Raw genomic sequence first — 12907 nt, 5'->3', positions numbered from 1 at the left:
AACCCATTTATATGAAAAATATTCGCATCGCTTTTGGTTTTATTGTTAGTGTTTCTATTGCAGTTTCTTGCGCAATGCCCAAAACAGTAAGTATTAATAAGGCGGAAGTTTTGCCCCCTGCTTTTCAAAATTCAATAGACAGTAATAGTATTGCTACCCTACCAAAGAAACTATTTTTCCCTGATCCTGCATTACAAGCATTAATAGATACAGCCATTCTATTCAATGCAGATATTAGAATTGCGATTCAACGAATTGCCGCAGCAAGGGCAGGATTTGGAATGGCACAGGGTTTAACAAAACCAAGCTTAGATGCGGTTGTATCATCAGGGGTAGATAAGTTTGGAGACTATACCATGAATGGGTTGGGCAATTACGATATGAATCTGTCTCCCAATATTAGAAAGGATCAGCAAGTTCCATTGAATATGCCTGATTTATTTGTTGGATTCAGAAGCAGTTGGGAAGCAGATATCTGGGGTAAATTATCCAATCAAAAAAAAGCGGCATACAGTAAATATTTAGCCACCGAACAAGCTAGACAATGGGCAACAACACAAGTAGTTGCACAGGTTGCTGGCTTATACTATGAATTATTGGCATTAGATAAAGAATTGGAGATTTTACAAAACAATATCAAACTTCAAGAAAATGCTGTTGAAATAGTTAAAGTACAAAAAGCAGGTGGCAGAGCAACAGAATTGGCTGTACAACAATTTAGTGCGCAGTTGTTGGGCACCAAAAGTATGTTGAATGTAATGCAACAAAGAATTATAGCAACCCAAAATATGTTGGGTGCTATTTCTGGAAAATATGATTTTACAATAAAAAGAGGGAAGCCCATTATAGACTTAGTTGTTCCTGATGTTATACAAATTGGTATCCCTGCTCAACTTTTGATTAATAGACCAGATATTAGAGAAGCAGAACTATTATTAGAAGCTGCGGGTGCAGAATTAGAAGCAAGTAGAAAAGCATTTCTGCCTTCTTTAAATATTAGTGCATATACCGCACTCAATAGTTTTAGGTCTTCTGTTTTGTTTAGTCCTCAATCGCTTACATACGGTTTATTAGGTGGCTTAATAACACCTGTGCTCAGTAAAAATATGTTGAAGGGTAATTATCAATTGGCAACTGCTACACAACAACAAGCATTTGAAATTTATAGAAAGCATATTATTTATGCATATCATGAAGTTCAAACCGAATTAAGCGGTATAGAACAATACAAAAAAATATACCAACTAAAAGTTCAAGAGACCAAAGGATTACAAGCCGCAGTGTCTGCATCCAATGATTTGTATTTAGGAGGATTGGCCACCTATTTAGAAGTAGTTACTGCACAGAGAGGTGTTTTAGAAGCTGAACTAGAACAAATCAATAGTAAAAAAACAGTATTCCTTTACTTAATTGATTTATACCGATCATTGGGTGGCGGTTGGAACTAACTATATTATGTTCTTTGGTAAATACCGTTGGTTATTGCATAGGTAACAATGCCTGCACTACATTTTGCACCAACTTTTAACATGATTCTTGTTCTATGCCCCTCTACCGTCCTTTTGCTTAAATGCAATTCACTGGCTATTTCCTTACTGGTTCTTTCGTCACAAATTTTTTCAATAATTTGTAGTTCACGCTCTGTAAAATTAGCCGTGAGTTTATGGGGGAGTTGATAATTTTTAGCAACAATATTGCTTAAACACACAGAACTGATTTTACAGAAATAGGGTTTCTGTAAGTAGGAGCTTTGTATAGCTTCTACAATTTCATCTGGATCGGCATGTTTTGATACAAAACCCAATGCGCCTACATCTAACAAATGCAGAATCATTTCATTGGTAATGGCATAAGACAATAAAACAATTGCAGTATTGGGTGCTGTTTGCAAAACAGTTTTTGCTACAGTTGCCGAATCGGATTCTAAATCTATCAACACTACATCTGGTTGATATTTCCCAATATCGGCTACCCAATTTTCTTTATACTGATCTTCACCTACTAGTGTTAAAGTATCATAAGATTTTAAAATACTTTTTAAACCCAATTTGTACATTAATTGATTGTCGGCAATAAAAACTTTAATGGCGCTTTTCATACCTATGCATTTATTTGTGAAAGAATGAATACGTAAATTTCCTATTAAAAATCACAAACAATATCGTAGAAATACGAATTTTTTATGTTTTTTTCACGATATTCAAGTAATGAAACAATTGCTTTTAACCACCATTATCAGTGGCTTTGTTGCTAATGCCAGCTTTGCTCAGCAGAAACCCAATATTGACAGCTTAGTAAAAGAATCTAAAAAAACTGAAGTTTGGGAACCTATTCCTGCCATGGTTACGCCAGGAAAATTAGCCAGTGATGCTCCCTCCGATGCCGTTATTCTTTTTAATGGAAAAAACACCAACGCTTTTCAAAAAGAAGGGGGTGGTGCAATGGGATGGAAAATGGATGCGCAAGGAATTTTAAATGTAGTGAAGGGTTCTGGTAATATTGAAACCAAAGAAAAGTTTGGGAGTTGTCAATTACATATAGAATGGAAATCGCCAGCAACAATTGCTGGAGCTGGGCAAAGCAGAGGAAACAGTGGTATTTTTTTAATGGGCAAATATGAATTACAAGTATTAGATTCTTATAATAATCCTACTTACTCAAATGGTCAAGCTGGGAGTATTTATAAGCAATTTATTCCACTAGTGAACGCTTCTAAAAAACCAGGTGAATGGCAGAGTTATGATATTGTATTTAATGCCCCTCGCTTTTTTTCGGATGGTACATTGCAACAGCCTGCAACCATAACCGTTTTTCACAATGGAGTTTTGGTACAAAATAATGTGACTATTCAGGGTGGCACAGAGTGGATTGGAGCCGCCTCATACAAAAAGCATGCAGACAAGGAACCTTTGGTAATTCAAGACCACGGAATGGATGGCGGCAATCCGGTAAGCTTCAGAAATATTTGGATTAGACCTTTAAATAACTAATTGAATTGTCTGGCAAATTCAATGGCTCGGTTTTCTGCCCAAGTATGCATTTGACCTTTCACCATAAACCCACAATGACCTCCCCTTTTAGGCATTTCTAGAAATAAATGTGGGTGTTGTTCTGCGGTTTCAATAGGCATGCAATTCGATAATAAAAAAGGATCGTTTACTGCTTGCACAATCAAAGAAGGGATATTTATTTGATGTAATAAAGGGCCTACACTGGCTTTTTCATAAAAGTCTAAAGCATTCTCATATCCATGTAGTGGAGCAGTGTATTTATTATCAAATTCTATAAAGGTTTTAATTTGATCGTAATTGGTAGCATCAATTTGGCCAGGAAACAACTTTGCTTTTAATTTAATTTTCTCTCCTAGTTTGCGCAAAAATCGCTTTAAATAAATATTATTCTCTTTGGTAGATAGTGCATCTACACTTCCTTTTAAACTACATGGTACCGAAAATCCAATAGCGCTCTTTACTTGAGTGGGAACCTCTTCCGGAAACTCTGCAATTGCACGAAATGTTAAACTTCCCCCCATACTAAATCCTACCAATATTATTTCTTGGTAACCATATTGGTCAATTGCATGTTGAATTACCCTTCTTAAATCGTTGGCATCTCCGTGGTGATAAAATCGAACCAATCTATTCATTTCACCACTGCAGCTTCTACAATTCCATCCCAAAGCATCATATCCATTGGCTTGAAACATTTTAGCCATCCCTGTAACATAATGTCTGGTAGAATCGCCCTCTAATCCATGCGTAATAATGACCAATTTATTTGCCGATTTTTTAGCTACAGACCAATCTAAGTCTACAAAATCTCCATCGGGCAACTCTAGTCGTTCCCGTCTTGCATATGCAAATGGAACTTTTCTAAAAATACTCGGATAAATACTTTGCAAATGACCATTAAACTGAAGAAGTGGTGTTTTATATTGAGTAGAACTTAAAATAGGCATTGTCTAAATTGTATGCAAATGTATTAAATACCTCATTTTATTTAACTTCAATATATGACTGGCACCCAATACTTAAAATTCCTGAACCCTTTGGCTTTATTTAATACCAAGAGAACTAGGGATATTTTTAAAGTAAACCCTACACTTCCTCCCGAAAGAAAGGAAGCAGATAAAATAGTGGTGAAAGTATTTGATTACACGCCTTCTTCATTAAATGAATTCAATTATGATGCAATTGAAACCTGTAATCAATTCAATGACAATGGAAATATCAGCTGGATAAATATTGATGGTATCAGAAAAAAGGAAGTAGAATCATTGTGCAATCATTTTGGAATTCATTATTTAATTGCAGAAGATATATTAAGCGTAGGACAAAGACCAAAAATGGATGAAATTAATCCTGTGCTCTATTGCTTATTGAATATGCTTTATTTTAATGATCAAGCAGGTACGGTAGAAACTGAGCAAATTAGCATATTACTAGGAAAGGATTTTGTTATTAGTTACCAAGAAGACGCAAGTAGAGATGTTTTTGATTCGGTTAGAGAAAAACTAAGAATGACTGATTCAAAACTAAGACTAAGCGGTGCCGATTATTTGTGCTATGCCATGATAGATATGATTGTTGATAACTATTATGTGGTAATGGACAAAATAGGTGACCGAATTGAAATGCTAGAAGAACGGATTATACGTAGCAGCAATAAGCGTTCTTTGGCAGAAATAAACGCGCTTAGAAAAGAATTAATAGTATTAAAAAGAAATGTTGGACCGGTTAGAGATATTGTAAATGGATTTGTAAGAACAGATAGTGAGCTGCTAGAAGAAAAAACCAGAAAATACTTTAAAGATATTTATGATCATATAGTACAGGCCAACGACTTAGTAGAAAGCCATCGCGATATGATGATCAACTTACACGATTTATATGTAAGCAATGTCAATTTAAAACTGAATGAGGTAATGAAGGTAATGACCATTGTTACGTGCTTACTAGCGCCAGCAACAGTAATTGGGGGAATATTTGGAATGAATTTTGACGTAATTCCTTACGCGCATGAACGTAATGGATTTTTTATTGCCACTACATTAATGATTCTAGTTCCAATCATTATGGTTTTTATATTTAGAAAAAGAGGATGGTTTTAAATTTTAACTTTTTTCCACCTTCCTTTTTTAAACAAAATCATACTGGTGATGGCAATACAGGTTTCAGTAATTACTATAGCCCAAAATACACCACTCGTTCCCCATTTGGCGCTTCCCGATAAATAATAAGCAACAGGAATTTGAAATATCCAAAACCAAAAAAAGTTAATGATGGTAGGCGTTCTACTATCACCTGCACCATTGAATGCATTCATCATCACCATACCTACTCCATAAAATAAATAGCCGAAGCTGATGATTCTTAGTGCCCTTGCTCCTGTTTCAATTACCACTGGTTGATTACTCATCAATCCCACAAAAAATGGTGCAGCTGTTATAAACAATAAGGAAACTATTCCCATGAATATTCCATTGTATTTAGCCGTTTTCCAAACAGATTGTTCTGCTCGTTCAATTTGTTTTGCGCCTAAGTTTTGCCCAACTAAAGTTGCAGCTGCATTACTCAAACCCCAAGCAGGCATTAAAAAAAATATAATTAATCGGATGGCTATTGTATATCCTGCTATTGCGTCACTACCATAACCTGCAATAATTTTTGCCATAAAAATCCAACTGGCTGATGCAATTAAAAATTGCAATGTTCCAGTAGATGCAATATTCAATATCGATTTAATAACAGTAAATACAGGTTTAAAATGAGAGAGGCCTAATTGAATCAAACCCTTTCCTTTATATAAATGATACAACTGATACAGTACGCCAATTCCTCTTCCTGTAGTTGTTGCCATAGCTGCTCCTGTTAATCCATAAAAATGAATCAGGATAGGGCATAATACAATATTACACAGATTAGCCAACCATAAGCTTTTCATGGCAATAGCTGCATCACCTGCTCCTCTAAAAATTCCATTGATTAAGAAGAGCAACATGATTACAATATTTCCAGTAAGCATAATGGTTACATACGTAGAACCGATGTTAATAATTTCGTCGGAAGCGCCTACTAAACTCAAAATTTCAGGTGCATACAACAAACCAGCAATACTAATAAGTACGCTTATACAAAGGCAAATGATTAAAGCCTGTGCACCAGCTTCTGCAGCTGCTTTGGTATCTTTTTCACCCACCCTTCTTGCCACCATAGCGGTTGCTGCCATGCTTAATCCAATTGCTAAAGAATAAATAATGGTTAGAACAGACTCTGTTAAACCAACTGTTGCAGCTGCAGCTGAACCTAATTTGCTCACAAAAAAAATATCTACTACTGCAAATACAGATTCCATGCACATTTCAAGTATCATTGGAACCGCGAGTAAAAAGATGGCTTTTCGCAAGCTTCCTTTTGTAAAGTCTTTCCCCTCACTATTTAATGATTCTTTAAACAATAAAAATATAGCGCGCAAACGGCCACCTACAGATACATTAGACATCAATAGTGTATTAAGATTTGTTTATTGCTCTTTTATATTATTTGAAATGATGGTGTAAAGCGTATTAGGATTAAATGGTTTTGATAAACAACCATTCATTCCAATTTGAACTGCTTTGGCCTCAATATCTGTTGTTATTACTGATGCGGTGAGCGCAATAATGGGAATTTGCTTATTTAATTTTCTAATATTGCTGGTTGCAGTATACCCATCCATCACGGGCATCTGAATATCCATTAAAATTAAATCGTAATGATTCTGCTTTACTTTTTCTACAGCAATTGCGCCATTTTCCGCTAAGTCAACTTCTGCATTCCAATTTCGCAACATTCGTTGCGCAACCATTACATTAAATTCAACATCTTCAACGAGCAATATTATTTTACCTGTTAAGTCGGGTTTGTTTTCATTTCCACTTTGCTTAGATTCTTCTCTTATTTCACTTGTACTCTTTTTAAATTTAAGTGTAAAGTAAAATTTAGATCCTACACCTAGATCACTATCAATGTATATTTCACTTCCTTGAAGTTGTAATAGTCTTCGAATAATGGTTAAGCCTAAGCCAGAACCGCCAAACTCTCTAGTAATATTATTATTTGCTTGAGTAAACCTTTCGAATATTAAATGTTGTTTTTCTTTTGGTATACCTATACCAGTATCTTCTATAGAGAACAATAAATCTACATCTTGCTTATTGTTGGCTTTCAATTCAACCCGTATAGTAATGGTGCCGTCTTTCGTAAACTTTACAGCATTGGAAATAAGGTTATTTAAAATTTGTCCTAATCTTACATCATCACATACCAAAAACTCAGGTATATCGTCATCGTAGGTAATCTTAATTCTATTGCGTTTTTCTTCGGCCTTTACTTGATTGGCCATCTTAATATTCTTAAGAAAATGCAATACATTGACATTTCGTTCAGCAAAAATAATTTTGCCTTCTTCTAATTTACTAAAGTCTAGTACATCATTAATTAGGCTTAACAAATTCTCAGAAGAAATTTCCATTACATTCAAGAGCTCTCTTTGATCTGGCGCTAGGTCTTGGTATTGCAATAACATTATGGTTCCAATTATTGCATTCAACGGAGTTCTAATTTCATGACTCATCACAGACAAAAACTCACTTTTTGCTAATGCAGCTTTTTCTGCAACTTCCTTAGCGTTTATTAGGTCTTGTTCTAATTGTTTAGTCTTGAGAATTTGTTTCTCTAAAAACGAAATGATATCAATAAGGTCGTCGTTGTCATCTGCAAATTGCTGAGGAGCAGAAGGATCAAGCGCTCGTATAGCTTCTTTAAGTTTTGATATAGACTGTTTACGTATATCGTTTTGTTCTTGTAAATCTTTTGTAGCCCTTTGGTATTCTTGTTCACTTACATCAAATGCATGTTCGGTAATTTTTCTATCTCTTTCAAAAGAAGAATAGCTATTGTTAATAGCAGCCAAGAGTTTAGCAATAGCTGGGTTAATTTCTTCCGCAGGTGATAGAAATTGTGAAATTTGTTTTTGAAGTAAACTATGATAAGACATTAAGTGGCAATAATTATATTTCTGTAAAAGTAGTGATGGTCATGGTTTGATTGTGCAATTCACAATTGGAACCAGGATTAAAAGGGGATAATTCACCATAGGAATAAAAACCAGTAATGGCGGTATGATTGCCAAATACCTTTTGTGCAGCTTCTACTTCTTCGGAAGTTCGATCTTGCAAAATAAGTTTTCTACCCACACAGCTAATTAATATTGCCAAATCTGCATGGTGGTCTTTATGCATCAAAGAGGTATTAGTAGCAGCAATGGAAGAGCCGTTAATCACTTTTTCAAAATTCACTTTCATTAATCTTAACTTACTTCCCTCTGGCATATTACCAGCAAAAATCATAGAACCATCTTTTTCATTCACATTTAAAATGGTTCTAACTAAATTTTTATCAACATCATTGGTTCTTAATGAAATAGGAAATAACAATGCAGAGCCGGGCAGCTCATCTACATATGGACCTAAGTATTCTTTGTATAAATCCAATGCTTTTTTACCATCAATTTCATACAATACATTCTTAGTAGATTTGGTAATAACTCGCTCTTTCCCAAACTCATCCCAGCCTCCAAAAGAACTATGTCCAATGGTTAAATTGGTTCCGTAAAATCCTATTGCAACCACCGTCCCTTCTTTTGCCACTGTATTTAAACCAACTTGTGTTTTTGCAAAACGAGCAGCATCACCAGCTAATCCACCTGTAACAGGAATATTATTAGTATTTAATTCATTGAATCCGGCAACTAGGTCTGAACCATTCACAAAGGATCCCTCAGAAATAACCAATACCGATACCAAATCATCTTGGCTTAATAGGCTCATTAAAGACTTGCCCGTTTCAAAACTATTTACATTTTTATTGATCTCTACTGATACCGACTTAACGCTTGCTTTTTCAAAATAAACTGCAGTTACTACTGCAGAATCATCATACACTTCATTGTGTAATATTTCGCCAGCTGTTGAACAACTAACGATGTCTGCATGAGCAAATTTTGATCGGATTTCATCAAACAATGTTTGATTAGTTATCAATTCACCAGAACCAAAAACAAGCACTAACTGTGCTTTTTCTGCCGGAAAATTTGTTGGAATATCATCTACTATCCACTTACCTAAACTATATTGAATTTGGGCCGTTTTCATTAAACTTAATCTTTATACTTAAAGATAGCCCTTTTCAATTAATGTGCACAATCATCCTTATGGGCATGGTCATGCACCCTGCAAAGCTTAAAGTTAAGATAATGGGCAACAACAATAAGTCCAACAGAAGGGATTAAGAGTATCAATTCTAGTTGGTGAAAATTAACTTTGACTATAAGAAATAAAATACCAAGCGAGAATAAGCTGATTGGCCACCAACTATGGTGATGCTTTTTAAATCCATGGTACAATGCGTAAATACCCAATACAAAAGCCAGCACAATCATAAAGTATTCGAAACGAATATTCTCAATAATATTTACGCCAAATAAAGGCAAACTACTAAGAAAAAGGGGTAATAGGGCACAATGGATTGCACAGGCCACCGAAGTGGCAATTCCCAATGCGTCCCAATTCATCTTAAATTTCATTCAGCACAAAACTACAACAATGCAACTTTGTTGCAAAATATTTGTTGTAAATCTATCTTACCTTTACCAAATAATATAGACTATGAGCAAGAGAGTATTGGTGTATCTAGGATTCTTTTTGGTTTTATTGGGTGCTTTTTATTTTTTCCTGTTTAGGGGAACAGATAAGTGGAAAAGAAAGCTTTCTGTAATTAGTTACGTTAAGCCTTTTCAATTTACCACTCAAGAAGGGCTCCCATTTAACGACAGAGATTTATTGGGCAAAGTAACAGTTGTGGAATATTTCTTTACCAGCTGTAAAGGAATCTGTCCTAAAATGAACAACAATATGAAGGGGATTTACGAAACATTTAAATCTGAGCCCGACTTTATGATTTTGGCACATACTTGTGATCCAGAAACAGATTCTGTTCCAAGATTAAAACACTATTCGGATTCCTTAAAAATAGATAGCAGAAAATGGGTGATGGTAACAGGGCGCAAAGACAGTTTATACCAATTGGCCAGAAGCGCCTACTTATTAGATGACCCTAAAAATAGTGTAGAAAAAATTGAAGATCAGTTTATACATACCCAATTTTTTGCTTTGGTTGATAGAGATGGAAAAGTTCGTTCTCAAATTTATGACGGGCTTAAGAAAGATGAGATAGAGAAACTAAAGCAAGACATTCAAGAATTGCTTAAAGAAAGATCTGCCAATAGTAATTTTGTAAATGGAATTTTTAATAACAACCCATAGCATTATTAATGCAGGATAAAATAACAGCCATTTTAAGGAAACACCAGCTCAGTATAACTGAAGCTAGAAAAAAGATTCTTTCTCTTTTTTGGGAAACTGGTAATGCATTGGCGCACGGTGATATTGAACAAAAAAGCAGCGAAGATTTTGATCGGGTAACGATCTATAGAACGCTTCAAACATTTGTAGAAAAAGGAATTATTCATACCATTCCAACCTCGGATAATTCTGTTCGTTATGCGCTTTGCAAAGATGAATGCGCGGCCGGACATCACCACGATGACCATGTTCATTTTATTTGTGACGACTGTGGTACTACTTATTGCATTGACGAAGTAAGTGTTCCAAAAGTAAAGCTACCAAAGGGTTTCAGCGCAATACAAACAGACTTGGTTATTAGTGGAACCTGTAATAAATGCGAACAATGATATTAGTAACTGGTGCCTCAGGTTTAGTTGGTTCTCATTTATTGCAACAGCTTGTTCAAACAGGGCAATCAGTAAAAGCATTGTATAGAAACACTATTCCAACAATCAACAATACCGAAGGGGTAGAATGGATTAAGGGAGATATATTAGATGTGGTGTCTTTAGAAGAATCTATGGACCAAATAGACCAAGTGTACCATTGTGCAGCAGTAGTGTCTTTTAACCCTGCCAAAAAGGGCGCTATGCAGCATACCAATATTGAGGGTACCGCAAACGTGGTAAACGCATGTATTAATAAAGGAGTAAAAAGATTACTCTTTGTAAGTTCTGTTGCAGCATTGGGCAGAATAAGAGAAGACAAGCCTATAGACGAAACCATGAACTGGACGCCAGAAACCAGTAATAGCGAATATGGAAAAACCAAATACTTATCAGAAATGGAAGTTTGGAGAGGTATGAGCGAAGGGCTTTCGGTAGTGGTAGTGAATCCAGTAATTATTTTAGGAAACGGAGATTGGGAAGCTGGGTCGTCGGGCATTTTTAAATCTGCTTACAATGAATTCCCTTGGTATACAGAAGGCATGAGTGGTTTTGTAGATGTAAAAGACGTTGTGCGTGCAATGGTATTATTAATGAATAGTGCCATTAATGGAGAACGTTTTATTTTAAGCGGGCACAATGCATTTTATAAAGACCTATTTGGGTTGATTGCAGCCGCCTTTCAAAAAAAGCCACCGCATAAAAAAGTGACTCCTATACTTGCTGCAATTGTTTGGAGACTAGAAGCGATCAAAGCATTTTTCAGCGGAAAAGACCCTTTATTAACCAAAGAGACAGCTAAAACAGCTAGGGCTAAAGTGAGCTTCAATAATACCAAGCTCTTAAAACAGTTTCCTGCATTTACTTATACCCCATTATCTGAGTCTATTGGTCGAATCTGCGGGGAATTGAAGCAGAAATACCAATTATGATTCCATTACTTTCTTCCATAATTCAGGAATACGTTTGATCCAAACCAGTTCTCTTCTTTTAATTGAAGCGTCTTCAGCAGGATAGCCAAAATAAGTTTTTCCACCAGCAAGTGAAGAGGGTACTCCACTTTGTGCCAGCACTACGGCATTGGCACCAATGGTCAATGTTTTACTAACCCCCACTTGACCCCAAAGCGTAACTCCATCCTCTATAATAGTACCACCTGCAATGCCTACCTGAGCGGCAAACAAACAATTTTTTCCGACGGTAACATCATGACCAATATGAACCATATTGTCAATTTTAGTTCCCTGACCTATTCTTGTTTCAGCTGTTACTCCACGATCTATCATACAACCTGTTCCAATTTCTACGTCATCTTCAATTACCACATTACCACAACTCAACATTTTTTTATACCAAACCGGTCTATTCTTTTTAGTATTATAATAAAATGCATCCCCACCAATTACTGATCCAGATTGTATTACTACATTGTTTCCAATTTTAGTATTTGCATGAATGGTTACATTAGGGTGAATGATGGAATTATTTCCTATCACTACATTTTTTCCAATGAATACATTAGGCATGATAATGGAATTTTCTCCAAGTTGTAAACTAGAATCAATTGCTTCACTTGCTTTAACAAAAGGACTAAAATGTTGAACAATTTTTAAGTACGCTTCAAAAGGATCGGCAACAACAAAAATTGTTTTTCCATTTGGAATGGTTACTTCAGCAGTATTGATGATAATAAAATCAGCAGCACTATGTAAACAGGTATCATAATATTTTGGATGATCAACAAACACCAAATCACCTTGCTCTACTTTATGAATTTCATTGATGCCTAAAATGGAAGCACTGGTATTTCCTGCAACAGATGCATTAATAAAAGTAGACATCCAAGAAACGGATACTGGCGATGGAAACTTCATTTGGCTGGTTTTAATCAACAATAAAGGTAATATGCTGTGCTTTCCCGAAAATTTTTTTTTAGCAATTGGAGCAAAATCTTTGTTCAAAAAAATGAATTTTCTATCGTGTATTTTTAATTATATAATTAATGAACAAAAAAATTGCATATTCACAAAACGCTTTGTTCATCAATGTTTCAGCGAATTATAAAAATTGATTCGCC

Annotated in this window: 13 protein-coding genes; 6 read left to right on the top strand and 7 right to left on the bottom strand. The window is 35.3% G+C overall.

Translation table 11 applies throughout. The annotated features are described in order from the left end of the window. Positions 1-11: 11 nt before the first annotated feature. Entirely contained in the window at positions 12-1448 is a 1437-nt protein-coding gene (locus Q8S25_RS12940) for a TolC family protein (RefSeq protein WP_305538418.1), read from the top strand. A 5-nt stretch (positions 1449-1453) separates the two neighbouring features. Here Q8S25_RS12940 and Q8S25_RS12935 read toward each other — a convergent pair whose 3' ends face one another. Continuing rightward, a complete protein-coding gene (locus tag Q8S25_RS12935) occupies positions 1454-2098 on the bottom strand; it encodes a response regulator transcription factor (RefSeq protein WP_305538416.1) in 645 nt (214 codons plus the stop codon). Positions 2099-2207: 109 nt separating this feature from the next. Between Q8S25_RS12935 and Q8S25_RS12930 the strand changes: the two genes are divergently transcribed. After that, positions 2208-2990 carry a DUF1080 domain-containing protein gene (locus Q8S25_RS12930; RefSeq protein WP_305538414.1) on the top strand — a complete coding sequence of 261 codons (783 nt, stop codon included), beginning with the start codon at positions 2208-2210 and terminating at the stop codon, positions 2988-2990. On the opposite strand, the gene Q8S25_RS12925 is transcribed toward Q8S25_RS12930, so the two are convergent. Next, positions 2987-3958: a YheT family hydrolase gene (locus tag Q8S25_RS12925; protein WP_305538412.1), complete on the bottom strand. Its 972-nt coding sequence runs from the start codon at positions 3956-3958 to the stop codon at positions 2987-2989. The two genes, Q8S25_RS12930 and Q8S25_RS12925, sit on opposite strands and share 4 nt — an antisense overlap. Before the next feature lie 54 nt (positions 3959-4012). Here Q8S25_RS12925 and corA point away from each other — a divergent pair, with 54 nt between their 5' ends. Beyond that, a complete protein-coding gene (gene corA, locus Q8S25_RS12920; RefSeq protein ID WP_305538410.1) occupies positions 4013-5110 on the top strand; it encodes a magnesium/cobalt transporter CorA in 1098 nt (365 codons plus the stop codon). On the opposite strand, the gene Q8S25_RS12915 is transcribed toward corA, so the two are convergent. From Q8S25_RS12915 to Q8S25_RS12900, 4 genes are read right to left on the bottom strand one after another with little or no spacing between them, the layout of a single operon-like run. After that, positions 5107-6501, bottom strand: a complete 1395-nt coding sequence (locus Q8S25_RS12915) for an MATE family efflux transporter (RefSeq protein WP_305538408.1) — start codon at positions 6499-6501, stop codon at positions 5107-5109. The two genes, corA and Q8S25_RS12915, sit on opposite strands and share 4 nt — an antisense overlap. Positions 6502-6522: 21 nt before the next feature. After that, a complete protein-coding gene (locus tag Q8S25_RS12910; RefSeq protein ID WP_305538406.1) occupies positions 6523-8037 on the bottom strand; it encodes an ATP-binding protein in 1515 nt (504 codons plus the stop codon). Positions 8038-8050: 13 nt separating this feature from the next. Then, positions 8051-9193, bottom strand: coding sequence for an FIST signal transduction protein (locus Q8S25_RS12905; protein WP_305538404.1), 1143 nt, complete (start codon positions 9191-9193; stop codon positions 8051-8053). Positions 9194-9231: 38 nt separating this feature from the next. Further along, positions 9232-9624, bottom strand: a complete 393-nt coding sequence (locus tag Q8S25_RS12900; protein ID WP_305538402.1) for a MerC domain-containing protein — start codon at positions 9622-9624, stop codon at positions 9232-9234. 82 nt (positions 9625-9706) lie between these two features. On the opposite strand from Q8S25_RS12900, the gene Q8S25_RS12895 reads away from it, so the two are divergent. From Q8S25_RS12895 to Q8S25_RS12885, 3 genes are read left to right on the top strand one after another with little or no spacing between them, the layout of a single operon-like run. After that, positions 9707-10363 (top strand): SCO family protein, encoded by a 657-nt coding sequence (locus tag Q8S25_RS12895; RefSeq protein WP_305538400.1) that lies wholly within the window; start codon positions 9707-9709, stop codon positions 10361-10363. A gap of 8 nt (positions 10364-10371) precedes the next feature. Continuing rightward, positions 10372-10791, top strand: coding sequence for a Fur family transcriptional regulator (locus tag Q8S25_RS12890; protein WP_305538398.1), 420 nt, complete (start codon positions 10372-10374; stop codon positions 10789-10791). Next, positions 10788-11762 (top strand): NAD-dependent epimerase/dehydratase family protein, encoded by a 975-nt coding sequence (locus tag Q8S25_RS12885; RefSeq protein WP_305538396.1) that lies wholly within the window; start codon positions 10788-10790, stop codon positions 11760-11762. Before Q8S25_RS12890 ends, Q8S25_RS12885 begins: the two co-directional genes overlap by 4 nt. Here the strand turns inward: Q8S25_RS12885 and Q8S25_RS12880 are convergent. Further along, complete coding sequence (locus tag Q8S25_RS12880) at positions 11757-12704, bottom strand: UDP-3-O-(3-hydroxymyristoyl)glucosamine N-acyltransferase (RefSeq protein WP_305538394.1); 948 nt, start codon at positions 12702-12704, stop codon at positions 11757-11759. The genes Q8S25_RS12885 and Q8S25_RS12880 overlap by 6 nt on opposite strands. Between the last annotated feature and the right edge of the window lie 203 nt (positions 12705-12907).

The organism is Sediminibacterium sp. (assembly GCF_030695065.1).
Taxonomy (GTDB): Bacteria; Bacteroidota; Bacteroidia; order Chitinophagales; family Chitinophagaceae; genus Sediminibacterium.
This window is presented reverse-complemented; position numbering and strand designations above follow the sequence as displayed.

Coding starts and splice junctions, on each gene's coding strand:
- Q8S25_RS12905 (WP_305538404.1), bottom strand. CDS start 9,193: ATGAAAACGGCCCAAATTCAATATAGTTTAGGTAAGTGGATAGTAGAT.
- Q8S25_RS12925 (WP_305538412.1), bottom strand. CDS start 3,958: ATGCCTATTTTAAGTTCTACTCAATATAAAACACCACTTCTTCAGTTT.
- Q8S25_RS12940 (WP_305538418.1), top strand. CDS start 12: ATGAAAAATATTCGCATCGCTTTTGGTTTTATTGTTAGTGTTTCTATT.
- Q8S25_RS12930 (WP_305538414.1), top strand. CDS start 2,208: ATGAAACAATTGCTTTTAACCACCATTATCAGTGGCTTTGTTGCTAAT.
- Q8S25_RS12915 (WP_305538408.1), bottom strand. CDS start 6,501: ATGTCTAATGTATCTGTAGGTGGCCGTTTGCGCGCTATATTTTTATTG.
- corA (WP_305538410.1), top strand. CDS start 4,013: ATGACTGGCACCCAATACTTAAAATTCCTGAACCCTTTGGCTTTATTT.
- Q8S25_RS12885 (WP_305538396.1), top strand. CDS start 10,788: ATGATATTAGTAACTGGTGCCTCAGGTTTAGTTGGTTCTCATTTATTG.
- Q8S25_RS12890 (WP_305538398.1), top strand. CDS start 10,372: ATGCAGGATAAAATAACAGCCATTTTAAGGAAACACCAGCTCAGTATA.
- Q8S25_RS12895 (WP_305538400.1), top strand. CDS start 9,707: ATGAGCAAGAGAGTATTGGTGTATCTAGGATTCTTTTTGGTTTTATTG.
- Q8S25_RS12910 (WP_305538406.1), bottom strand. CDS start 8,037: ATGTCTTATCATAGTTTACTTCAAAAACAAATTTCACAATTTCTATCA.
- Q8S25_RS12880 (WP_305538394.1), bottom strand. CDS start 12,704: ATGAAGTTTCCATCGCCAGTATCCGTTTCTTGGATGTCTACTTTTATT.
- Q8S25_RS12900 (WP_305538402.1), bottom strand. CDS start 9,624: ATGAAATTTAAGATGAATTGGGACGCATTGGGAATTGCCACTTCGGTG.
- Q8S25_RS12935 (WP_305538416.1), bottom strand. CDS start 2,098: ATGAAAAGCGCCATTAAAGTTTTTATTGCCGACAATCAATTAATGTAC.